General features: G+C 45.3%; 15 protein-coding genes. 12 read left to right on the forward strand and 3 right to left on the reverse strand.

Features of this window, described 5'->3' with window-relative positions:
- Window positions 1-145 precede the first annotated feature (145 nt).
- Window positions 146-1,900 (reverse strand): sensor histidine kinase, encoded by a 1,755-nt coding sequence (locus tag NSS67_RS10970; protein ID WP_339319558.1) that lies wholly within the window; start codon window positions 1,898-1,900, stop codon window positions 146-148.
- 227 nt (window positions 1,901-2,127) lie between these two features.
- Between NSS67_RS10970 and NSS67_RS10975 the strand changes: the two genes are divergently transcribed.
- The 3 genes from NSS67_RS10975 to NSS67_RS10985 all read left to right on the forward strand — a co-directional run bounded on the left by NSS67_RS10975 (window position 2,128) and on the right by NSS67_RS10985 (window position 5,752).
- Window positions 2,128-3,084: an ABC transporter permease subunit gene (locus NSS67_RS10975; protein ID WP_339319559.1), complete on the forward strand. Its 957-nt coding sequence runs from the start codon at window positions 2,128-2,130 to the stop codon at window positions 3,082-3,084.
- A 27-nt stretch (window positions 3,085-3,111) separates the two neighbouring features.
- The gene (locus NSS67_RS10980) at window positions 3,112-4,002 is read left to right on the forward strand and encodes a carbohydrate ABC transporter permease (protein ID WP_339319560.1); all 891 of its coding nucleotides are present in this window, start codon (window positions 3,112-3,114) and stop codon (window positions 4,000-4,002) included.
- A gap of 136 nt (window positions 4,003-4,138) precedes the next feature.
- The gene (locus NSS67_RS10985) at window positions 4,139-5,752 is read left to right on the forward strand and encodes an extracellular solute-binding protein (protein ID WP_339320570.1); all 1,614 of its coding nucleotides are present in this window, start codon (window positions 4,139-4,141) and stop codon (window positions 5,750-5,752) included.
- Window positions 5,753-5,817: 65 nt separating this feature from the next.
- Here the strand turns inward: NSS67_RS10985 and NSS67_RS10990 are convergent, their stop codons facing one another.
- Window positions 5,818-6,669: an AraC family transcriptional regulator gene (locus NSS67_RS10990; protein ID WP_339319561.1), complete on the reverse strand. Its 852-nt coding sequence runs from the start codon at window positions 6,667-6,669 to the stop codon at window positions 5,818-5,820.
- Between the two features lie 132 nt (window positions 6,670-6,801).
- Between NSS67_RS10990 and NSS67_RS10995 the strand changes: the two genes are divergently transcribed.
- The 7 genes from NSS67_RS10995 to NSS67_RS11025 all read left to right on the forward strand — a co-directional run bounded on the left by NSS67_RS10995 (window position 6,802) and on the right by NSS67_RS11025 (window position 19,284).
- Window positions 6,802-9,267, forward strand: a complete 2,466-nt coding sequence (locus tag NSS67_RS10995; protein WP_339319562.1) for a glycoside hydrolase family 2 protein — start codon at window positions 6,802-6,804, stop codon at window positions 9,265-9,267.
- Between the two features lie 533 nt (window positions 9,268-9,800).
- Complete coding sequence (locus NSS67_RS11000; protein WP_339319563.1) at window positions 9,801-10,694, forward strand: ABC transporter permease subunit; 894 nt, start codon at window positions 9,801-9,803, stop codon at window positions 10,692-10,694.
- Window positions 10,695-10,697: 3 nt separating this feature from the next.
- On the forward strand, window positions 10,698-11,594 hold the full coding sequence (locus NSS67_RS11005) for a carbohydrate ABC transporter permease (protein WP_339319564.1): 897 nt from the start codon (window positions 10,698-10,700) through the stop codon (window positions 11,592-11,594).
- A gap of 70 nt (window positions 11,595-11,664) precedes the next feature.
- Complete coding sequence (locus tag NSS67_RS11010; protein WP_339319565.1) at window positions 11,665-13,314, forward strand: hypothetical protein; 1,650 nt, start codon at window positions 11,665-11,667, stop codon at window positions 13,312-13,314.
- Window positions 13,315-13,446: 132 nt separating this feature from the next.
- Window positions 13,447-15,282: a sensor histidine kinase gene (locus tag NSS67_RS11015; protein ID WP_339319566.1), complete on the forward strand. Its 1,836-nt coding sequence runs from the start codon at window positions 13,447-13,449 to the stop codon at window positions 15,280-15,282.
- On the forward strand, window positions 15,257-16,879 hold the full coding sequence (locus NSS67_RS11020) for a response regulator (RefSeq protein ID WP_339319567.1): 1,623 nt from the start codon (window positions 15,257-15,259) through the stop codon (window positions 16,877-16,879). Before NSS67_RS11015 ends, NSS67_RS11020 begins: the two co-directional genes overlap by 26 nt.
- Before the next feature lie 221 nt (window positions 16,880-17,100).
- Window positions 17,101-19,284 carry an alpha-galactosidase gene (locus NSS67_RS11025; protein ID WP_339319568.1) on the forward strand — a complete coding sequence of 728 codons (2,184 nt, stop codon included), beginning with the start codon at window positions 17,101-17,103 and terminating at the stop codon, window positions 19,282-19,284.
- 2,471 nt (window positions 19,285-21,755) lie between these two features.
- Here NSS67_RS11025 and NSS67_RS11030 read toward each other — a convergent pair.
- The gene (locus tag NSS67_RS11030; protein WP_339319569.1) at window positions 21,756-22,676 is read right to left on the reverse strand and encodes an AraC family transcriptional regulator; all 921 of its coding nucleotides are present in this window, start codon (window positions 22,674-22,676) and stop codon (window positions 21,756-21,758) included.
- A 397-nt stretch (window positions 22,677-23,073) separates the two neighbouring features.
- Between NSS67_RS11030 and NSS67_RS11035 the strand changes: the two genes are divergently transcribed.
- Together NSS67_RS11035 and NSS67_RS11040 are read left to right on the forward strand one after the other, a co-directional pair.
- Window positions 23,074-24,336 carry a DNA polymerase IV gene (locus tag NSS67_RS11035; RefSeq protein WP_339319570.1) on the forward strand — a complete coding sequence of 421 codons (1,263 nt, stop codon included), beginning with the start codon at window positions 23,074-23,076 and terminating at the stop codon, window positions 24,334-24,336.
- Window positions 24,333-24,806 carry a hypothetical protein gene (locus NSS67_RS11040; protein WP_339319571.1) on the forward strand — a complete coding sequence of 158 codons (474 nt, stop codon included), beginning with the start codon at window positions 24,333-24,335 and terminating at the stop codon, window positions 24,804-24,806. The genes NSS67_RS11035 and NSS67_RS11040 overlap by 4 nt, the downstream gene beginning before the upstream one ends.
- The last annotated feature ends 61 nt before the right edge of the window (window positions 24,807-24,867 follow it).

The raw sequence follows: 24,867 nt of genomic DNA on the forward strand, positions 1-24,867 counted from the left end.
TGGAGTGCAAATGAGCGGATAGTTGCCTCTGAGTCCGATAGCCCGGCGAAATGCCCTAAATTATCGAAATAAGAGCTCCTCGGTCCGAAACAGATGGGACATGTTCGATGTTGTTAAAGCTTCATCCGATCTCAGCATGCTTCCCTTACACTTCTTTTTGTGGCAAGCGAATTTGCACAGTGGTACCTATTCCAAGCCTGCTAAACACCGTAATACCGTAGTTCTCACCAAATCTCAGCTTTATTCGCCGGTCTACGTTTGAAATCCCATAACCTCGTCCGGGTTTATCCTCAAGCAAAGCGTGAAGTGTCTCACGACTCATCCCCATGCCATCATCAATCACGGATAGAAGAATATCACTATCTTCTATTACTCCCTTGATATGGATATTTAGCGGGCTTTCCTGATTCCACACCGCATGAAGCACCGCATTTTCTACAAAGGGCTGCAAGGCTAGCTTGACTGTAGAGTAAGGTAAGATCGCTTCATCCACATTGTAGGTGATGTTCAGTTGCCCTTTGAAGCGGATGAGCTGAATAGCATTGTAGCTTTGCGTCAGCTTCAATTCCTCATTAATGGTCAAAATGCTCTTCCCTTTATTCAGGGAAATTCGATAAAACTTGGCGAGATGAAGCACCAAATCCTGAATACGAGTATCTTGATGCCTTAGGGCGAGAGTAGAGATAGAGCCTAGTGTATTGTACAGAAAATGGGGGTTAATCTGGGCTTGAAGCAGGTCAAGCTCTGCCTCCTTATTCTGGAGCTCCTTCTGATACACTTCGGTAATTAGACTTTTTAAGCGTGTGGTCATTTGTTTGAAGGCGAAATGAAGCTGACCAATCTCATCATTGCCCAAATATTCATCATTCGTAGGATTGAAATCACCGCGTTCAAGTCGCCGAATCATCCGGATTAACGTTCGAATACGCTTGCTGAACAGCGAAGCAGTTATATAAATAAGCAATAGTGCTACGCCTATAAAGGCCAGAGAAATTTTGATAATGAGCTCGGACAGTGATTTAGCATCCTGAATGATACTGTCATAAGGGAATATAGAGACGGTTTTCCATCCATTTTTGAGCGTGTTATAGACGGCGAATGCCTTTACCCCTTTGTATGTAGTATCAAATCTACCAGAAGGTAATTCCTCAAAGTTCTGATTAAGCAATTCTGGCAGACTTGTATTTAATAATTGTTTGTCGGCGGCTGATAAAATTAGGCCCTTGTCATTAATAATAAAACTATCTTTCCCACCCGTCTCTTTCTCCATTAAAGAATAGATCGCCGATTCGGAAATTTCGAAGACCAGAATGCCGTAGGGATATTGGTTGCGATTATTGTTGAGTAACCTAGCCAGTGTAAACATTGCGGGACTATCCTGTGATTGCGGTGAGGTCAGATGAATAATGTTTCCGTGAGACTGCTGCAACTGCTTGTACAGCTCTGTCTCTTTCACTTCGGGTGTAACCGGCTTGATATAGTAATTATCTTTGGGCAGTGATGGATTGTCGGAATACATGAAAACGCTATCAAAATCTGGATAAGCAGCCATAACCGTATCTATACGATTGCCAATATATTGATAGACGTCCAGATAAGATGGATCATCCTGGTATTCGCTTGTGAGATAAGTGGCCAGTCTATTATCCAAGTAAATAGAAGCGGAAATATGCTCATAGCTGTCCAGCTTGTTCTCCAGGTTCTTGTTGATCTGGGCCGTCGAATTCATCATATTGATGTAAATTTGATCGGTTAGCTTTGATTTTGTGAGTTCAAAAGAAAAATAGACAAATAGCATCATTGGAATAATGGTGACCAGTACGAACACAAGGAATAGCTTGGAGCGAAAGCTAAGGTCAATAAAAGGCATATAAATATACTTTTTGTAAAAATGACGCATCGTAGAAGTCCCTTCTTTACTGTAAATTCACGGAAAGCCAAGTTTATCATATCAGACTGAATATCGAAATCCAATGCTCGAATGTTCAGAAACTCCTTTAAAAAGCGCTATCATTCGGAGGATTGAAGTATAGAAAGGAATCCATCGCAGACTTAAGATAAATAGGAGAGAAGTTGAATCGAGATGTAGCAGGGCATGCTGCACTAAATAAAAAGGGAGGGTATTTGATGCATAAAGCAAGCGCTATCAAAACAGTCAGGGGCAATAATTTTTGGTACAGATTAAAAGAGCAGAAATGGTTATTTTTGCTGATGCTCCCTGCCTTAATTGCGACATTGCTATTTTCCTATGGACCTATGTTTGGTATGTATATGGCCTTTACAAACTATCAGCCGGGTGGAGGAACATTTTTTCAACAATTTTTCCATGCTGAGTTTGTGGGCTTTAAGTGGTTTGAATATTTCTTTACTACAGGAGACTTCTACCGTGTAATGCGCAATACGCTTGCGACAAGCCTCTTGACCTTGTTATTCGGTTTTCCTGCGCCGATCATACTCGCGCTTGTGCTGAATGAAGCAAAACAGGGATTTTTCAAACGCTTTACGCAGACGGTTTCTTATCTACCGCATTTTATCTCATGGGTTATCGCCGCTAACATTGTAATTACGCTACTAGCTTCTGATGGGATGTTCAACAATCTTCTAGTAACGCTCGGCATTGTTGACGAACCGGTAGCTTTTCTACAAAACGGACCTTTATTCTGGTGGATTATCGCCTTGTCTAATATGTGGAAGGAAATGGGCTTTAGCGCCATTATGTACCTAGCTGCAATATCTGCGATTAATCCGGAGCTTTACGAAGCCGCAAGAGTAGATGGAGCTAGCCGATTCAAGCAAATGTGGAATATTACGCTCCCTGCTTTACGTCCAACTATCGTGATATTGGCCATTCTTGCAGTCGGTGGTATTTTGAATGCCGGCTTTGAACAACAATATCTGTTGCAAAATAACACTGTGCTTGAGTACTCGGAAGTTATCGATATTTATGCATACAAATACGGGTTACAAAACAGCATGTTCTCTTACGGGGCTGCCGTGGGGGTATTCAAATCCGTTATTGCCTTCATTCTTGTTGTAATCGTGAATCGAATTTCTAGAAAAGTGAACGACCAAGCGTTGTTCTAAATAACAAAATGGAGAGGAGCGCTTGAGATGTTTTTGAACAGATACGGAGATCATATTTTTAAGTGTTTTGTATATTTGATTCTTACCCTTGTGTTGCTAGTAACCTTCTTACCTTTTTGGAATATTCTCGTTCTTTCATTAAACTCTGCTGAGGATACTGTTCGAGGTGGCGTCTACTTTTGGCCAAGAGATATCACCTTTGATAGCTACAACCAAATTTTGAAAGATACCGAAATTATGAATGGGATATGGGTAACGGTTAAACGGACCGTAATTGGTGCTCCACTGTCGGTTCTTGTGATTACGATGCTTGCGTATCCGCTAAGTCGACGGAATTTGATGGGACGCAAGGGCTGGAACCTTTACTTTGTCTTTACGATGTATTTCGGAGGCGGGCTGATTCCTTATTACATGGTGCTTAAAGCCCTGAATATGATCGACACCTTCTCCGTCTTTATTCTGCCAAGCTTGATGAATGTCTTCTATATGATTATTGTTCGAACCTTTATGGAGGGATTGCCTGGTGAGATTGAGGAGTCGGCGAAAGTAGATGGTGCGAACGATTTGATGATTTTCTTCCGGATTGTGCTGCCGTTGACAACACCAGTACTCGCGACAGTGGGTCTATTTCAGGCAATATCGCATTGGAACTCGTGGTTTGACTCCTATGCGTTTACTTACAGCTCAGACCTGAAGACCTTGCAAGCTGTCCTTGTCAAAATACTGAGTCAATTCCAGACCGGAGGTATGGTATCGCAATCACAAATGCTGGCCAACTCGGCCAAGCGAAATGCCGTTTCAAGCGATACGATTCGGATGGCGGCGACCATGGTTGCAACATTGCCAATCGTTCTAGTATATCCGTTCCTGCAAAAGTATTTTGTTAAAGGTATGACTTTGGGAGCTGTTAAGAGTTAATATGATTAAATACCGAACGCCAGCCGGAGAGGAGTTGTCCAGCTGGCGGCCCTGAAGGGGGGTGAGCGGACAGACTTGCTTGGTTGCTTGCTAGACTTGTGAAGTATCTTAATTAATGGGAGGAATTAGGGTGTCTATGATAAAGAAAAACAAATTGTTGAGCGTAAGTATTACTGCTGCATTATCCGCTTCACTATTAGCGGGCTGTGGTTCTAATGATGGAACAGACAATACAAATAAAGCGGCTGGAGAGAATACAAAACAAGAGCCGATTACACTTACATGGTTTGATTCGAATACTAAGGGAGAGCCTTTTACCGATGCTGTCGCCCAAGAAATCACTAAAAAGACGGGTATTGAGATCTCTATTCAGCAGCCAACAGGAAATCCGACAGAGAAGCTAAGCTTGATGCTTGCCAGCGGTGACTATCCGGATGTGGTCGTGATGAGCCGTGGGGATGCTTCCCTCGATAAGTACATTACAAGCGGCGCGTTCATTCCACTCGATGAGCTGATTGAGAAGAGTGGCCCTGATATCAAGGAAATGTATGGGGATACATTGACCAAGACTCGTTATAAAGACGGAAAGAACTATTACTTGGCAAACTGGTATGGACTAGACAGTGATCCAGTCTTCGGGATGCTGATGAGAAAAAACCTGCTTACAGATCTGGCTCCGGACAAAGCAGATGGTTCAACACCGCTTACTACAGATGAACTAGAAGCCATTCTGAAGGATTTTAAAGCGAAAAATAAGACGATTGATGGAAAAGAATCCATTCCAATGACCATGAACGGCGAGAATATGGGCGCCAACCTTGGATCATTCAAAGGCATGTGGGGTCTGAAAACCTACTACGATAATAATGGAACATTGCAATATGATGTTAAGGATCCAAAGTATCGTGAAATGCTGCTGTATGTGAATAAATTATATAGAGAAGGTCTGATTGAGAAGGAATTTGCTATTAGCAAAACACAAACTTGGGTTCAAAAGATAGCTACTGGGGCAGTATTCTCCACACCAGGCGCATACTGGGATCCAGGTAACGGGAATGGAACTTTGAAGAAGGATGGCGGAGAAGATAATCAGCTCTTCCCATACAAGGTTGTTGCTCCTGGCGTAGACCCTGCCCAAACGACATTTGGACCAAGAAGTTCACTTGGATGGGATGCCATCGCTATTACTAAGAATAACAAGCACCCTGAAGAAACAATGAAGCTGTTTAATTTCTTGGCAAGTGATGAAGGACAGCATTTGCTGCTGTGGGGCCAAGAGGGCGTTCAATACACCATGGTAGATGGCAAAAGACAACCGGACCCTGCATTCTTGGCTAGCTTCCAGGAAAACTGGGACGACACAGTGAAGAAGAGCGGTGTTCGCAAATGGTTGTGGTTTATTAAGAATGGTCTAGATGCAAATGAACAGCCTTACGATATGGCAGTTAAATACCAACGCAGTGAAGTAGATCAAATGGCGATCAAGAGCCTTGGCGATTCCGTATGGGATACAGCGGCATATGACAACCTGAGTCCTGACGGCGGAACACCTGAAGCACTGACTGCGCAGAAGGTAAAAGATATTATGGATCAGAGCATTACGAGAGTGATCATTGCTCCAACGGAAGCAGAAGCCAACTCCGTATTCGACAAGATGCTTGCGGATATGAAAAAGGCTGGGGATGAGAAAGTAGAAGAAATCATTAACCAGAAGTACGCAGAACGTATGGAGCTGTGGAACTCAAAATAATTATTGTAAGGGCTTCCTCTCTGCATTCAGGCAGAGGGGGAGCCTTTTGCTATATTCAATAGCAGTTAAACTAGTCTATTAACAAGCGCATTCTTGCGGAAATCTAGTGGGGCCTGGTGATAGTACTTTTTGAATTGATGATAGAAATGGCTGACGTTCTCAAAACCGGATTCCAGGGCGATCTCGAGCACGCGCAGTTCAGTAGTAAGCAGCAGATTGCGTGCCACGTTGAGCCTCAGCTGGTTGATATATTCTGTCGGCGTCTGGTTCAGATATTGGCGGAAGGCCCGGTTAACATGACCGGCGCTTCTGCCCGATAGCTCGTACAGGGCATGAAGGCCTCGGTTTAAATTTTCTTTCAGATGCATCTTGGAAACGGCATGCTCTAACCACAACGGGAATTCCGGCTGTTCAACGGTTTCCGGGGAGAAAAAATGCTGGGTGAGCGTGTTTACGAGTATTCCTTTTAGATAAATCCTGGACTTCACCTTGTCTAAGGTAGAGAGCATTCGAATGCGTTCGAAAGAACGAACGAAATCATCCATCTCCAGTTGAGATAGCATGGCGATTCTAGGAAGCGGAGTATTCAATAGTCCATGTAGGAACTCTTCTTCATTTAGATAAGCAAAAGCATCGTTAATGAGGCTTTTTCGGCAGGGAATGTTTAGAAAGCGGCAATCGCTATCTCCGTCCGCTTCATACCGATGAATATCATCGGGCCGGATAAAGACAAGGCAGCCAGATTGGAGAAGCTGTGTTGCTTCGTTGACGATATGCTGGCATCGGCCTTCAGTAAGTATGAAGAATTCATAGAAGTCATGCGTATGTTCTGGGGATACCTGACTCAGGGACTCGACCCAGAAGGGATCAGCCAGCAATTCGGGATTGATATGGCTTGCCTCGGTGTATTTGATCATGTTTTTCCTCCAGGTTTTGATGATGTTAAAATAGCACACTATATCTGCGAACACAATGGAAGAAAAGTATAGATATTATTGTTAAGATTTTTATACAAGAAGTCAAAATAGCACATCTATGGAGGCGTAGAAATGCAACTAATCGATCTAAACGGGAAATGGAAAATGAAACGACTTCAGGAGCCAAAATGGCTAGAAGCTAGCGTGCCTGGCTCTGTATACCATGACTTGCTGAATGCTGGAGAAATGCCGGATCCGTTCTACCGTGAGCAGGAGTATGAGGTCCTGGAACTATCCAATTACGATTACGAATATAAACGTAGCTTTCAGGTGGAGGCGGGAGTGCTGGAGCATGACCGAGTATTTCTGCTGTGTGAAGGGCTGGATACGCTATGTGAGCTATATCTGAATGAAACTAACATTCTGAACAGTGACAATATGCACAGGACGTATGAAGTGGATATCAAGTCCGTATTGAAGGCAGGAGACAATACGATTCACGCCATTTTTCGCTCCCCAGTAGAATTCACTTTAAGGAAGCAAGCGGAACTGCCGCTTAGTGGCTGTGCTGATGCAGTAGAAGGGATTTCTCATCTGCGCAAAGCGCACTCTATGTTCGGTTGGGACTGGGGTCCGAAGCTACCCGATCTAGGAATCTGGCGCAGTCTCTCCATTCAGGGTTATAACAGTGCCCGTCTTGACGATGTTTATATTACACAATTCCACGAGAAGGATAAGGTCACGCTGGATGTTCGAGTAAGAACAGAGAGCTGGCAGGAGGCTGATCGAGAAATTGTGGTCAAAGTTCATACACCAGCGGGTTTGAGCATTGAGCGTAGGGTATCTGAAAGTATTGGAACAGATCATCATATTGCACTGGAAATTACGGAGCCAGAGCTGTGGTGGCCAAATAATCTCGGTGCTCAGCCACTGTATAACGTAGAGGTTGTACTTGTGCAGAAAGCGCAGGAGCTAAATCGTAGAGAGCTGAGGATTGGACTCAGAACGATTACTGTGAAGCAGGAAGAAGATCAGTGGGGAGAATCGTTTGCCTTTGAAGTCAACGGTGTGCTTATTTTCTCGACGGGTGCCGACTATATTCTGGAAGACAATCTACTACCTCGCGTGACTAGGGAGCGTACGGATCGCTTGCTCCAAAGCTGCGTGGCTGCCAATTTCAATACAATCCGCGTATGGGGCGGCGGTTATTATCCAGATGATTATTTCTATGATCTCTGCGATGAATATGGTCTTATCGTCTGGCAGGATCATCTGTATGCATGTGGCATCTATGCCCTGACAGAAGCTTTCGAGGAGAACATCACGCACGAGACCATCGACAACATGAAACGTCTTCGCCATCATGCTTCGCTAGGCTTGTGGTGCGGCAACAACGAGCAGGAGCTGGCCTGGGACGAATGGGACTGGGAGAAGCATTACTCTTTGCAGCTAAAGGCAGATTATATTAAGCATTATGAGGTGCTTCTACCGGCAATCGCTAAAGAAATTGATCCGAACACCTTCTACTGGCGTGCTTCACCCTCCTCCAAGGGTAGCTTTGACAAGCCAAATGACGAGAATTACGGAGATATGCATTACTGGGGAGTCTGGCATGGGAAAGAACCGTTTACCGATTACCGGAAGCTTTATCCGCGCTATATGTCTGAATTCGGACTACAGTCCTTTCCGGGCATGAAGACCATCGAATCGTTCACGCTGCCGGAGGACCGTAATATCTTCTCATATGTCATGGAGTCCCATCAGAAGAACAATACCGGGAATGAGAAAATTCTCTACTATATCGGAGAGACCTACAAATATCCGAAGGATTTCGAGTCTGTCTTGTATGCCTCGCAGTTGATCCAAGCAGAAGGTATGCGTTGCGGCGTTGAGCACTGGCGCAGACATAGAGGTCGCTGTATGGGTGCGTTGTATTGGCAGTTGAACGACTGCTGGCCGGTAGCTTCTTGGTCCAGCATCGACTATTATGGCCGGTGGAAGGCTATGCATTATGCGGCTAAACATTTCTTCGCGCCGATTCTTGCTTCTGCCCATGACGAAGGGACGAAGGTCTCCCTTCATGTCTCCAATGAAAGCAGAGAGCAAGTTGTTGGTGAATTGAGCTGGAGACTGCTCACTCGGGCATCGGAGGTCTTGCTGGAAGGCACGAAGCCAGTAGAGCTTGCCGCGTTAAGTACTGCTGAGTTCGAGCAGCTTGATTTCGCCCACATTCTGGATACGAAAGGGAAGAAACGTGAGACTTATCTAGAATATTCTTTTGAGGTAGATGGCGAGACGAAGAGCGGTGGAACGGTCCTATTTGTGAAGCCGAAGCATTTTAACTTCGTTGACCCTGAGCTTGAAGCCGTACTCACAGAGGAAGAAGATAGATTCGTCATTACTGTGAAGGCCAAGGCGTATGCTCGTTTTGTCGGTCTAGACTTCAAGGAAAGAGATGCGATCTTTAGCGACAACTATTTCGACATGTCGGGTGGCACAACAAAAACCATTACAATCGCTAAAAAAGATCTCGACAAGCCGGCTACAGTGGAAGAACTGCGTGCACAGCTTACTGTACGCTCTGTCTTTGATATTTAAATAGGAAGAATTGCAAAAAGAGTGCCTCTAATATGGGGGCTCTTTTTTTACGTGAATGTAAGGATTGATCAGGGGTGTAGCAGCACAGAGTAGCTTTAAAACGCTGATGGGTGACTAATCAGACTTAATGAGACTACTAATCAGACTTAATCGTTATCAGTAACGATAACCGGCCAATAAACCTGCGAAAGTACATCTTTTAGTGATATGAGGAGGGCTAAAGCATTGATTTCTGCGAAACTGCAGTTATTCTTGCGCCAGAAGAAGTCTTCGATCCATAAGTGAGGATATACGTGCACGTCAGCAGTTTTTGGACTTTAATGAAGAGAACATCAGTACAAAAACTGTACCTTTGCAGGCTTTTTCTAGTCTAGCGAAAGGTATGAATGATAGCGCGTTCCACCATAATCGGTTCAATTAAAGTAACTTCCAATGAAAACGACAAAAATCCAATCGTTGTTATATGGTTACGCTTTCAGACGCCGACTATAATGACAATACAAGATGATTAACTTGCTGAAAGAGGTGATGAAATGCTAGCAAGACTCTCTAAATACCGATGGCAATACCTGATGATTCTGCCAGCCGTTGTGCTGTTGTTCTTATTCAGCTACATTCCAATGGCTGGCATTCAAGTTGCCTTCAAGGATTTTCATATTGGAGGGACGATCTGGAACAGCGAATGGATAGGGCTAGAGAACTTTTCTTTTTTGCAGGATGACCAGTTCTGGGTTGTGGTGAAAAATACAATCTGGATTGCCCTCCTCAAATTTGTATTCGGATTTCCTGCACCGATTATGCTGGCCCTGCTCATTAATGAGGTCAGAAATAACACCTTTAAGCGGTTTGTCCAGTCCGTCAGTTACCTGCCCCACTTTTTCTCATGGATCGTTGTAGCTTATATTCTCCAATCCCTGCTTACCCTTGATGGTGGTTTGGTTAATCAGTTAATCGTCAATATGGGCGGCGATCCGGTCTTCTTCATGGGTTCTACACAATGGTTCCGCCCGATGATTGTTGCCAGCGGGTTGTGGAAGGAAGTGGGCTGGAATACGATTCTTTACTTGGCGGCGATTACAACGATTGATCCGCAGCTCTATGAAGCAGCTAAGGTAGAAGGCGCCGGTAGAATGGCACAAATACGTCATATTACACTGCCTGGCATGATGCCAACCATAGCCATCGTATTGATTTTAAGTATGCCGAGTCTTATTACGGTTGGTATGGATCAGATTTATCCACTTATGAATCCAGCCAATCAGCCTGTGGCGGATGTCCTAGATACATACATTCTGCGTAGTGGACTGCAGCAGGGGTATTTTGGAATGGCGACGGCGGTTGGTCTGCTGTCTTCGGTAATCAGCCTAATTCTGGTCCTTATAACGAATCAGCTAGCCAGAAAATTCAACGGAGAGGGGCTATGGTAGGCGATGAAGACTTCTTTAAGAGACAAGACGGCCCAGGTAATCATTATTATTCTGCTGTCACTCCTATGTGTTTCAGTGATCTACCCCTTCATGTACATGCTGGCGGTCTCTCTGAATGTAGGTAGTGATGCCGCCAAAGGCGGAGTGTATCTATGGCCGAGGGAATTCACTCTATACAACTATGAGATCGTGCTGGGAAATGCCGTGATCCGCCATGCCTACCTGATCACCATTGGACGGACATTGATTGGAACCTTCATCGGACTGCTCGTCACCTTGCTAGTAGCTTATGGGTTATCCTATCGGCAGCTCCCATTTCGTAAGCAGATTCTTGCTTATGTGCTAATTACGATGCTATTCAGCGGAGGACTCATCCCTCTCTATATTCAGCTTAACAACCTATCCCTACTTAACTCGTTCTGGGTATATATTATTCCTTCCGCCTTCTCGGCATGGAATATGTTCGTCATGATGAAGTTCATTCAAGGTATTCCTGAAGCGCTGATTGAGTCGGCTGAAATTGACGGCGCGAATCCACTGCGGATTCTGATTGTTGTTGTGTTACCGCTCTCCAAGCCTATGCTTGCCGCCATCGGTCTGTTCACGGCGGTGGGTCACTGGAACGACTGGTTTGCTGGAGCCTTTTATGTCAGTGACCAGAACCTTATTCCGGTGCAGACCTTCTTGCAGCAACTCCTATCCGCTCAGGATATCTCAACGGTTCTTGGGTCCAACAATAATCAGGAAGCGTTGGCACGTGGGACGATGCTGTCCAATGTGACCCTGATGTCGATCAAGATGGCTACGGTTATGGTCAGTGCGCTTCCGATCCTCTGCGTATATCCATTTCTACAGAAATATTTTGTTAAAGGAGTGCTGATCGGCTCTGTTAAAGGTTAAGCGGCAGTCAAAGCACAGTGGGTATAAGGAAATAACAAATACCAATCTGTAATAAAGAGGGGGACAAGTCGTGAACGTAAGTAAATGGAGAAACAAAGGGGCGGCGATTCTGAGCGTTGCTATGCTAGTCTCGGGACTGACAGCCTGCTCGGGCAATGCTGATAAAACTACAGGTGAAGGTGCCAATGTTTCCAAAACGTTCAAGCTGTGGCTGGGATGGTCAGCGACCGTAAACAATGACAGCATGGTGCAGACCTATTGGAGAGATAAGGAACCGGGTATCAATGTCCAGATTGAGGCTACTCAAGGTGACGCTATGACTGAACTAAATTTGAAGCTTAATACAGGTGGCTTTGATGATGCGGCAATCTTTTCTCGAGGTGCTGTGGTAAATAATGCAATGATTCGTTCGAACAGTATCCTTCCGTTGGAGCAATATTTCGATATGCCAGATAAGTATCCGAGCCTTGCCGCTATACCTAAGCTATATTTGGATAAAATGAAGGATTCTTCCGGTCATATCTGGTCGATACCAAGTTGGTTTGATCAAAACCCCGAGGATCCTTGGCCCGGCTGGGCCTCCTACGGCTGGTTTGTTCGCAGTGATGTTCTTGAAAAAGTTGGGATGACAAAGGATGACCTTAAGACCTTAGATGGTATAGAGAAATATTTGAAGCTCGCAGCAGGACAGAAGGATGCGTCCGGTAAAAACTTGTTACCACTCAGCTTCCTGTCAGATGCGAACGATGAAAATGTTATTCTTAGTACCTTCGGCGTGACTGTTAGTTCTGCTGGCGGCGTTATTCCGGTGAAGAAAAAAGGTGATGATTACCAATTCATCTATGACAATCCGCAGTATAAAGCTGCTTACCAATGGATGAACAAGATGTATAGGGAAGGACTTGTCGACCCGGAATCTATTACAGATAAGAAAGAACGATACAAGGAAAAGAATAAATCGGGTCGTGTGGCTATGAACGTAGGTGGTTTCTTTAACATGGATGCTTCCCTGTGGGAAGTGTTGGACGGACCTACTGAGCCTTCATGGTACTATGACGTCATTCCGTATCCGCAGATTACCGGTGTTGACAAGGTGGGAGCCAACCAGATCGTCAATCCTTATCCTGCAAATGATATTTACATCAACAAGGATACGAAGAACCTCGAAGCGATTCTAACCTTCTTTGACTATACCTTGCAGCAAAAGCCTGAGCAGCAGCAGGTAGTGAACGAAGGGCCAGCCGGCGTATTCTGGGATTGGGTGGATCAACCACTTGGAAAATGGGTGTTCACGGATGAAAAATACAAAGAGCTGCATGATTCCGGTGACCAAGCCAAGGTAGCAAGTACAAACCCTGGACTCTATGCTACTTCTTCCTACAGCAACGAATGGTACCCGTGGTGGAACTACGGTGTAACCGATCCGAAGGGCAGATTCAAGACCATTGAATTTACGGAGACGATTGGTAAAATGGGCGGCACACGGGTTGCTGAGGATTATGACATGGTCAAAGCTAAGCCAGGTGGACTTTGGGAAAAATACTTACCAGAACTTGAGAACGTGAACAAGGAATATAAGGCCAAGCTGATGATGGCCAAGGATGATGCGTTGTTTGAACAGACTTGGACAGAGTTCCAAGGTGCACTAGAGAAACGGGCACATTGGAGTGAGTTGAAGAAAGAATGGCACGAACAGCTGCAGAACCCGGACAAAGGTTAGAACATTAGGGCATACAATTCATGATGAATTAGGAAAAACGGGGACCTTCTTTTTATAAAAAGAGAAGGCTTCCTGTTTATTCCTGCGTTATGGGGTCCACGTCATAGTGTGATCTTGAAAGGAGAATGTCCCTTGCGATTATGGCTGGAGCGGACCATCATTGGATTCACCCAAAGTATGAGTTTGCGTGGAAAAATTTTAAGTATGTACATCGTCATTCTGCTAATTCCTACTCTGATTCTTGGTAGCTGCGCGATTTATTTGGTCATCCGGAGTTTTCACCACAGTTATCTGGTCACTATGAATGAAGCGGTGCGGCAGACGGCGCGTAATGTTGATTTTGGCAAGCAAAGCTATGAGCTTCTGGCAGTCCGGAAGACCACAGACGGTGAATTGGTAGCTCGACTGGGGAGGGAATATACCGATCGGGCCGAGATTGTAGATACGGTAAATTATGTGGACCGAACCTTCCTGATTACGAGCAAATATTTACCGGGTATCGCCGATTTCCGAATTTATCATACGAACGATACGCTGGTGCAAGATGGGCAATTATTGTGGCGGCCTGAGGAGCGATTGCTCTCTGGAATGAATGAAAGCGAATGGTTTGAGAAGGTGATCCACGCACCGGTGGCATTGAGCTGGAGTAGTATTCCTGGAAATTCGGACCAAATCATTCTCTCCCGCAAAATCATTAGCCCAAACGGAAATGTTCTGGGAGCCGTGTATATCTTACTGAACTACGATGCCGTATTTGGTGAGCTTTTGGGAGAGCCTTTTAATGAGAGTGGCAGCCTGTATATCGTGGATCAGAACCAGCAGATTCTTGCCGCTACAGAGAGGGAGAGGATCAGGAGGTTTATGCTATCAGCTGGGGATACGGAGCTAAGTGGATCTGGCTTTGGAAAAGCTGCCGATACTTATGATCCTCAGGGAGACAATGCACTGGTCATCCGCAAGCCTTTGTCTTCGGGTTGGAGTGTTGTCGCAGTGATCCACACCAAATTCATGGATGGTCAGTATTGGACGGTACTTGTTCTCGTGGTCGGGATCACGGCCTTTTTTCTTCTATTGTCGATCTTTCTGATGCTCACCATCATCAAAAATATTGTTCTGCGTATTCGCAAGTTAGGTAATCGCATGAGCGATCTGTCACGTGGGGACTTTGAAGTGATGGTGCGTAGTTCTGGTCATGACGAGCTCGGAGAGTTAGAAAATGTCTTTAATTCCATGTCTGGCCAACTCGGTCAATTGGTCGAAGATATCCGTAAGGCCGGACTGATGGAGAGAGAGCAGGCCTTCAAAGCCTTGCAAGCTCAGATTAACCCACATTTTATCTATAACTCCCTAGGTTTAATCCGTTGGCGAGCACTGGATATGCAGGATGATGAGCAGATTAGAATCATCGATGCACTAACCATATTTTACCGGCTGACACTGAATAACAAGATTAGCGTGGTGCCGATTAGGGAGGAATTGGAGCATGTCAAAGCCTATATGGAGATCCAGCAGTTACGTTACCCGGAACGGGTCAATGTGCAATGGGAGATAGACGATGAGGCTCTGAATTACTATACGATCAAAACCATCCTGCAACCCATCGTGGAGAACTGTTATTTACACGGGACTATCACACGGAAGAAGGAGGCTTTAATTGTCATTTCCGTACGGTATAAAGAGGGCAATATCATTATTTCTGTGTATGACAATGGTAAGGGTATTCCACCAGAAACCGTTAGAGAAATGAAAGAAGCAAGTTATGTGAGTAAAAGTAAAAGCAAAGGCAACGGGTTCGGCACGGCTAATATTAAGGAGCGTTTAGGGCTTTATTTTGGAGAGAAGGCAATGTTCAATGTGGAGAGTGAAGAGGGTGGATGGACGCTTATAACTATAAAATTTCCTGCCTGTTCAGAACCAATGAGTCTTGGAAGGGAAGTGCAGCATGCTGAGCGTATTGATCGTGGATGATGAACCATCTAATATTCAAGGCCTTGTCCGATATATCGAATGGAGGAATCTGGGTTATGAGAATCCGGTGACCTTCGAGTCCGGTGAAGAAGCACTAGAGGCATTGGGCGAGACAAAGTTTGATGTGCTAATCAGTGATGTTTCCATGCCCGGGATGACCGGGATAGAACTCGTAGCCAAAGCTAAGAGGATCCATCCACATCTACAGGTTCTAATGATCAGTGGCTACAATGAATTCGAATTTGTACGCGATGCCATTGATGTCGGTGCACAAGCTTACGTTATGAAACCACTTAAGCTGGCGGAGGTTTCAAGCCGTCTATCCATGCTGAGGGGTACGTTGGAGAAGATGAGCGCAATTAATGAGCAGACCCGTGAACTTGAGAAAAAAGTGTCCGAGAGCATGAAGCTGACGAAGGAGCGATTTGTCAGTGACCTGATCGCCGGTATTGCTCAGGCAGATGAAATGCTACTATCTTGGTATCAGCTATTGAAGCTTCCAACGTTAGAGCAAGGTTTGCGCATTATTGTGTTTGGTCTGGATCATTTTCTGTCCTCGGGGAAAGAAGCGAAGGAGAGAGTAATGCTAGGGGGACTGTTTCGGAAGACGATCGATATCGGCCTTTCTGATCATATGGCGTCCAATTTATTTTCTGTGCAGACGGAAGCGGACGAGATCGTGGTGCTTGAACTGAATCATACTGCTGAGGATAAAGCCTTAATAGAGAAAAAAATTCGCTTCATTCAGGAAATGGTCATGGAACAATTCGAATCTACTGTAACCATCGGCTGCAGTCGGATAAGCACTAGCTGGCAGGAGGTTCCGCTTCTCTATAAGGAGGTGCGGTTCACGATGGCGCAATCGCGTTTAATCGAAGACGGGCAGATTGCTCGTTTTGAGCAGCTTGATACAATCGAATTCAAGGATTACCGGCTGCGTGAAGAATTGATGCCAGAGATGATCAAGCTTATGGAAGCTGGCGACGCAGTTGGAGTGGGTCAGCGTATGAAACATATGTGTGATCTTCTTCTCTCTAAAGAGCCAGTCTCTTTTTCTTACGTGCAGGCCTTTGGTATGAGCTTCTTGAGTGAACTAATACGTGCGCTTAAGTGGGGAGGTAAGCCGGATGAAGAGAATAATATCCTCATGTGGCGTCAACTACTGGATTGCGGCAGCACAGCCAAAATTATTGATGTTCTAGTTGAATATGTAGACCGTTATATGCATACAGACAAGGATGAACATATCAACCAGCAACGCAATCTGATTCGTAAAGTAGCAAATTTTATTAAGGAACGAATTCATGAGAATTGGACCGTTAAGCAGCTGTCCGAACAGTTTAATCTCAACGCTAGTTATTTGAGTGTATTGTTCAAGAAGGAGATGGGCATCACGATCTCTGACTATGTCCAAGAGACTCGAATCAAGCTGGCTCGACAGCTGCTTCAGGACCCGGGAATCAAGATCTATGAAGTAGCCGAACAAGTGGGCATTCAGACCTCAGCCTATTTCACCTACCTTTTTAAGAAGATCGTTGGCTGCACACCACAAGAGTTTAGAAATTACCACTACACCGAAGTGAACACAGTCGATTGATGAATGTTAATACGCCCTTATTCCGCCTTTAAATGAACGATTAACCCTCTCTATTTTAACAGTTTCATACTGAGATGATTTTAGATCAATATTTTACTAGTGAAGGTATAGATATTCAGATTGTATACCCTTCCATTTATCTTTAAAATAGACTCAAACAACGAGATAAATCAAGCCAATTATATTACAACAAGATCTGATAAGAAGAGTGGGAGGATATTATGAGTATTTATTATGATGACAGCCGCAAGGTGTTTCATTTACAGTCTGAGCAATCCAGCTACATTATTGAAGTCGTTAGAGGTGAGCTTCCAGCGCATGTCTATTGGGGTCCTAAATTAGAAGGAATAGCGCAGCCGCTGAGTTTAGTGGAACGTTGCTCTTTTAGTCCGACCTACACGATGGAAGACAAAAGAATCTCCCTCGACACCATTCCAAGCGAATTTCCGTCTTATGGGAATGGCGATTTCCGGGAACCAGCGCTAGAAGTTCATTTGGTAGATGGTACGACCGTTACGGATTTCCTCTATAAGAGCTATAAGATTAATAAAGGAAAGCCTGCACTACTGGGTCTGCCTTCCACCTACGTTGAAAGTGAAGAAGAAGCAGAAACATTGGAGCTCTTTCTTCAGGATGACAAATCCGGACTGGTTGCTGTATTGAGCTACACCGTGTTTAATAATCAGGACGTGATCACACGTTCCGTTCGAATTGAGAATCAGGGTAAGGACAATGTGGTGCTGAAACGTGTATTAAGCGCGAATGTTGACTTCCATGATTCTGATTATGACATGCTGCAATTATCTGGTACTTGGACGAGAGAACGCCATATCTATAAAAGACCACTCGTACCTGGTATCCACCGAATTGACAGTAAGCGCGGCGCTAGTAGCTCCCAGCAGAATCCTTTTATGGCCTTGCTTGCAAAAGATGCAACAGAGGATCACGGAGAAGTATACGGGTTCAGTCTTGTGTATAGCGGAAGCTTTCTTGCGCAAGCGGAAGTGGATCAATACGGAATTTCCAGAGTGGGTATCGGCATTCAACCGTTTAATTTTCAATGGCTGCTTGAACCGGGCGAATCTTTCCAAGCCCCTGAAGCTGTGCTGGTAAGATCCAGTCAAGGACTTGGTGGATTATCAAGAACTTATCACCGTCTGTATCGGACACGGCTATGCAGAGGCGAATTCCGTGATCGTAAGCGTCCTATTCTTATCAACAACTGGGAAGCCACTTATTTTAATTTCAACGCTGATAAAATCAAAGAAATCGCTCAAGCAGGCAAAGACCTCGGCCTTGAATTGTTTGTTCTGGATGACGGCTGGTTTGGAAAGCGAGACAATGATGATAGCTCACTCGGAGATTGGGTAGAGGATCGCCGCAAGCTTCCTGAAGGTCTCGGAAAACTTGGAGAAGATATCACAGCGATGGGCATGGAGTTCGGATTATGGTTTGAACCGGAAATGGTATCGCCAGAAAGTGATCTTTATCGTGAGCATCCGGATTGGTGTCTTCATGTACCAGGTCACAAAAGAACGTTAGCTCGCCAGCAGCTTGTTCTGGATTTATCCCGTAAGGATGTATGTGATTATATTGTGGAATCGGTTAGCTCCGTGCTGTCATCGGCTCCGATCACTTATGTGAAGTGGGATATGAACCGGAATATGACGGAGATTGGATCTGCTCTACTTCCAGCAGAACGTCAACGCGAAACGGCTCACCGTTATATTCTTGGACTTTATGATGTGCTGGAACGTATCGTTACCCGTTTCCCTCATATTCTGTTCGAGAGCTGCTCCGGCGGTGGTGGACGATTTGATCCAGGAATGCTGTACTATATGCCACAGACCTGGACCAGCGATGATACAGATGCAGTTGAAAGATTGAAGATCCAATATGGAACAAGTATTGTGTATCCTTCAAGTTCTATGTGTGCTCACGTCTCGGCTGTTCCTAACCATCAGGTGCACCGTATAACACCTTTGGAAACACGTGGTCATGTCGCGATGTCTGGTAGCTTCGGCTACGAACTAGATATGACCAAACTCTCTGAGGCTGAACGCGAAGATATCCGGAAGCAGGTTTCAGAGTACAAGGAACTGAGAATGCTGATTCAGTTCGGTGATTTCTATCGACTGCTTAGCCCATTTGAGGGTAATCGTACTGCGTGGATGTTTGTTTCGGATGATAAAAAAGAAGCTTTTGCCACGTACTTCAGAGTTCTGGCCGAGCCTAATGCACCTCTCCGCAGATTGCGGTTGAAAGGACTCGACCCGGCTAAAAACTACAGACTTGAGCTTAACGGTGAAGTATACAAAGGGGATGAACTGATGAACTTCGGACTCTCTCTTCCACAGCTTGAGGGCGATTTCAAAAGCTTACTCTTCGTACTTAAAGAGGTTTAATAAAAAAAGGGAGGGTATTCCACAAGCCATTGGCTTTGGGATACCCTCCCTTTTTTTGAATTTTCGTTGCGCGTCCGAAGCCGCTATCGGATAGGGTGCCTAGTAAAAGGCATGCCCTGCGGGAGATAGATAGCGGCGCTGAATGGGTGCGTTCGCTGTGCAACATGCTAACCCAACCGACGTTATCGGACTCAGATGCCCCTAAACGCGGCATTTTCACACATTTGGAGTTTTATCGGACCGCATAGTCGCTATTGGCACGAAAACCACCCAAAATGAGTCACTTTCGAGGGAATAGCTGCACTAGAGTCCGAAACTAAGCTCAAATGGCGAAAAACTGGCAAATAGCGTCATTTGAGTCCGAAAGCCAGAGGGGAGGGTTATGAGTCGGAAGTAGCGGGTGAAGGAGAAGAGCTGAATGGTGCGTCTAGCAAGATGTATACCTAGCGGAGACTACCGGAACTGGATGGTGCGTCTAGCAAGTTGCATACCTAGCAGAGACTACCGGAGCTGAATGGGAGCGCCGTGCAACATACTAACTCAGCCGACGCTATCGGACCCAGAAGACTCTAAACGCGGCATTTTCACACATTTGGAGTTTTATCGGACCGCATAGTCGCTATTGGCACGAAAACCACCCAAAATGAGTCACTTTCGAGGGAATAGCTGCACTGGAGTCCGAAACTAAGCTCAAATGGGAAAAAAATTGGCAAATAGCGTCATTTGAGTCCGAAAGCCAGAGGGGAGGGTTATGAGTCGGAAGTAGCTGGGGAATGGTTATGAATCGGAGACAACAGGGGGATAGGAGCTGAATGGGAGCTTAATAGGTGCGTCGTGCAAGATGCCGTGCAACATGCTAACTTAGCCGACGCTATCGGACTCAGATGCCCCTAAACGCGGCATTTTCACACATTTGGAGTTTTATCGGACCGTATAGTCGCTATTGGCACGAAAACCACCCAATATGAGTCACTTTCGAGGGAATAGCTGCACTGGAGTCCGAAACTATGCTCAAAAGGCGAAAAACTGGCCAATAGCGTCATCTGGGTCCGAAAGCCAGCGGGGATGGTTATGAGTCGGAAGTAGCGGGTGAGGGGATGAAACCGGATGGTGCGTCTAGCAAGATGCATACCTAGCGGAGATTACCGGAGCTTAATAGGTGCGTCATACAAGATGCTAACTCAGCCGACGCTATCGGACTCAGATGCCCCTAAACGCGACATTTTCACACATTTGGAGTTTTATCGGACCGTATAGTCGCTATTGGCACGAAAACCACCCAATATGAGTCACTTTCGGGAATAGCTGCACTGGAGTCCGAAACTATGCTCAAAAGGCGAAAAACTGGCCAATAGCGTCATGTGAGTCCGAAGTCCAGAGGGGTTGGTTATGACTCGGAAGTAGCGGGTGAGGGGATGAAACCGGATGGTGCGTCTAGCAAGATGCATACCTAGCAGAGACTACCGGAGCTGAATGGGAGCGCCGTGCAACATACTAACTCAGCCGACGCTATCGGACTCAGAAGCCCCTAAACGCGGCATTTTCACACATTTGGAGTTTTATCGGACTGTATAGTCGCTATTGGCACGAAAAGTACCCAATATGAGTCACTTTCGAGGGAATAGCTGCACTGGAGTCCGAAACTATGCTCAAAAGGCGGGAAAATTGGCAAATAGCGTCATGTGGGTCCGAAGGCCAGAGGGGTTGGTTATGAGTCGGAAGTAGCTGGGGAATGTTTATGAATCGGAGACAACAGGATGGAAGCTGAATGGGACGCCGTACAAGACGCCGTGCAACATGCTAACTCAGCCAACGCTATCGGACTCAGATGACCTTAAACGCGGCATTTTCACACATTTGGAGTTTTATCGGACCGTATAGTCGCTATTGGCACGAAAAGTACCCAATATGAGTCACTTTCGAGGGAATAGCTGCACTGGAGTCCGAAACTAAGCCAAAAAGGCGAGAAATTGGCAAATAGCGTCATCATGGTCCGAAGTCAGAGGGGAGGGTTATGAGTCGGAAGTAGCGGGTGAGGGGAAGAAACCGGATGGTGCGTCTAGCAAGATGCATACCTAGCGGATATTACCGGAACCGGATGGTGCGTCTAGCAAGATGCATACCTAGCGGATATTACCGGAACCGGATGGTGCGTCTAGCAAGATGCATACCTAGCGGATATTACCGGAACCGGATGGTGCGTCTAGCAAGATGCATACCTAGCGGATATTACCGGAACCGGATGGTGCGTCTAGCAAGATGCATACCTAGCGGATATTACCGGAACCGGATGGTGCGTCTAGCAAGATGCATACCTAGCAGAGACTACCGGAACTGAATGGTGCGTCTAGCAAGATGCATACCTAACAGAGACTACCGGAGCTGAACGGGAGCGCCGTGCAACATGCTAACCCAGCCGACTCTATCGGACCCAGATACCTCTAAACGCGGCATTTTCATCTCACGCTGAATCAATTTTCGAAAAACACATGTTTCGTCAGGAACTCTAGATCCTGTTCGCGGTACGTCGAAGGATTGACCCCAAAATAGGAACGGAAAACCTTTCCGAAGTAGCTGGCATTGTCAAATCCGGTTTCATTGGCGATCTGGTTGATGCTCAAGTCTGTTGTTTTTAGTTTAGAAGCAGCCAATTCGATCCGCCGTCTTTTTAAATACTCAAAGGGTGAAAGGTTGATGTTTTTTTGAAACAGTCTGCAAAGATGATGTTTGGAAACGCCAACATGAGCAGCGACATCGTCTAAGCTTAGATTATTATTATGCAGATCCTCCTTCATAAATTGAATAGCGGCGTGAAGCTTGTCATTTTTGATATAGGTGGTTAACGAATTTGGTTTCTTAAGGTATTTCTCCATGGATAAGATCCACTGAAAGACTTTTCCCGTTAAAAGATGCAAATCTCTTTCTTCATGAACCTGTATGTCCTTGAATATACTCCACAATAAATCAATCGAAACTGATTCCTGAGGGAGTTCTATAATTGGACCACAATGAGCAGCAAGTTGGTTCCAAAGTGAAATCGCTAAAGGCCCCCGTAGATTGAGCCATAAAACTTCCCAAGGCTCGGTGCCTTCTTCCGGATAATAGTACCTGTGTATACTGGGGACAGTTACTAGAAAAGCTTTGCCCTTCGTTAATCGATGAACAACCCCATCTATTTCAATTCTACCCTCGCCTGATAAGGTGTACTGAAAAATAACACAACTTCTCTCCGTTCGGTTCTGGCCGTTGAATGAATAGGCAGGTGAATCGACTTGTTCCCAGCCGGTAGAATCAAACAGAAGCATGGAAGCATCTTCTTCCGAGCGAAAGGTGTAGGAGGAACGGAACATTAGCAGATTTCCTTTCTTGAAATACTTTTGAGTATAGATCAATGAATTACTACTGTTGTTTGCTTTATCAAAGTGTAAACTTTTTTCGTTATCTGTTCAATCTCTGTTGAATATGAAATACTGAATACTCATTTTTCATAGTAGCTACAGGTAGTGGTGGGGGAAATTACCTCACCTTTTTTGTTGCTTAAATTTCCCGAATGCGCATATAATACAAACAAGTGTTCTTATTTTTATGGAGGCGATCGCATGCAAATAAGCATCGGCCAAATAATTGAGATTATATATCAGGATAAATCGAGAAATATCAGCCAGCGGAAAATCGAAATACACAGCATCCGAGACGGCCGCATACGAGCAAACTGTCTAACTACAGGAACTCCTCGCATGTTCTTAGCGGCGAATATTCTATCATGGCAACCAGTACAGGAAAAACGCCATGCCTAAGGATCGTGTCATACTACTGTCAGACTGCCAGGCATTTTACGCCTCTGTGGAGAAAGCTGCCCATCCTGAATATCGAGATAAACCTGTTGCAGTAGGGGATCCGACAAGAATGAACGGTATTGTGTTGGCGGCCTGTCCGCTTGCAAAAGCAAAGGGTGTAACCACGGCTTCGCGTGTAGGTGAAGCTTTAGCAAAATGCCCAGAGCTAATCGTAATACGCCCACGAATGGGGACTTACATTAAAGTATCTCTCTTGATATCAGAGATTTACCGAACCTATACCGACCTGGTAGAACCCTACAGTATCGATGAGCAGTTCCTGGATGTCACAGGATCTCTTGCGTATTTCGGAGGATCGCTGCAGGATATGATTCATAAAATTCAGCATCATGTGTTACTTTCGACGGGAGTCTGGACTCGGGTAGGCATTGGATCTACTAAGGTTATGGCAAAGATGGCGACAGATAACTACGCCAAAAAAATGAAGGATGGGATTTACGAACTAACTTTTGACCAATTAGAGTCGACCCTCTGGAGACTTCCTGTACAGGATATGTTTATGGTGGCAGCTAGAATGACCAAGAATTTTTGGCGTATGGGCATATCTACGATTGGAGATATTGCGCGGATGGAGCTGCCAGAGTTTAAGCAACGAATGCGAACCACCATGGGTAAGCAGAGCGATATCCAAGCGGAGTATTACTGGCAAACTGCGCGCGGGCTAGATCCTAGTCCAGTGGTCACAGGTATGCGACATCAGATCAAATCAGTAGGGCATGGCAAGGCTCTGCGCTGGAATTTATACACCCGGCATACGGATATTGAGGTTGTTTTGCTTGAGCTCGTCATAGAAGTATGCCAGCGAGCCCGGCGGTATCGTTATATGGGATCAGTGGTATCTATTTCAGTTTTGGAGACGGACGGAGACCGTTCAAACTCTTACGAGCGTCAGATGACATTGCCTGAACCAACATCACTAACACACGAAGTAGCTGCTGCTGCGCAAAAATTATTTGCAGACAACTGGTCTGGCCTTCCCATAGGGCGATTAGCAATTTCCTTGTCTAACCTATCTGATGATAACGTCATCCAACTTACACTCTTTGATGACAGGATTCGGGCTTACAACAAAGAACGTGCAATCGATCAAATAAAGGCTCGTTATGGCAGTAAAGCTCTAATCAGAGCTTCATCTATGCTTGAATCCGGTGTTGCCCTAGAAAGAGCTGAACAGATTGGAGGTCACTATAAATGAGTAAACTAGAGGGTAATGAACGCTGGAAAACGAAAATGATCATGACCGAGCATGTTGAGCAGTACGAGGATCAACAGCATCAGAACACAGATAAAATGATAACTATTGAGGAACGTACGATGGTTCGTGACCTCATTTTGCTTCCTTATATAGATACCATGGTTAGTAAGAGCCTGAAAGAGATCGAGCACTCCAGCAACATTCTTAAACGCGCCTATTTGATGGCTGGTAAAGCCATTCAACGCCGGATTATGCAGGATACCTATCAGTTGCAAAAAGAGCTGAAACAGCGGAATATCAGGGTGCTGGCAGATGAACAGGAGGAATTCTTGGTGTATTACAAAATCTTTTGCCGAGGCTATCAGGAGCGCTTTGGACTAACTCGAGATGTTATGCGTACAGAGATAAGCTTAAGGTTGACTAAATACACCACTGAACTCGGAGCAATATTAAAAGATACCTTAAAATAAAACAAGGCTTCGTCAGTGATTATACTGGTGTAGCCTTGTTTATGTGAATCAGAAATTAATC

It is taken from the genome of Paenibacillus sp. FSL R10-2734, assembly GCF_037963865.1.
GTDB lineage: Bacteria > Bacillota > Bacilli > Paenibacillales > Paenibacillaceae > Paenibacillus_AQ.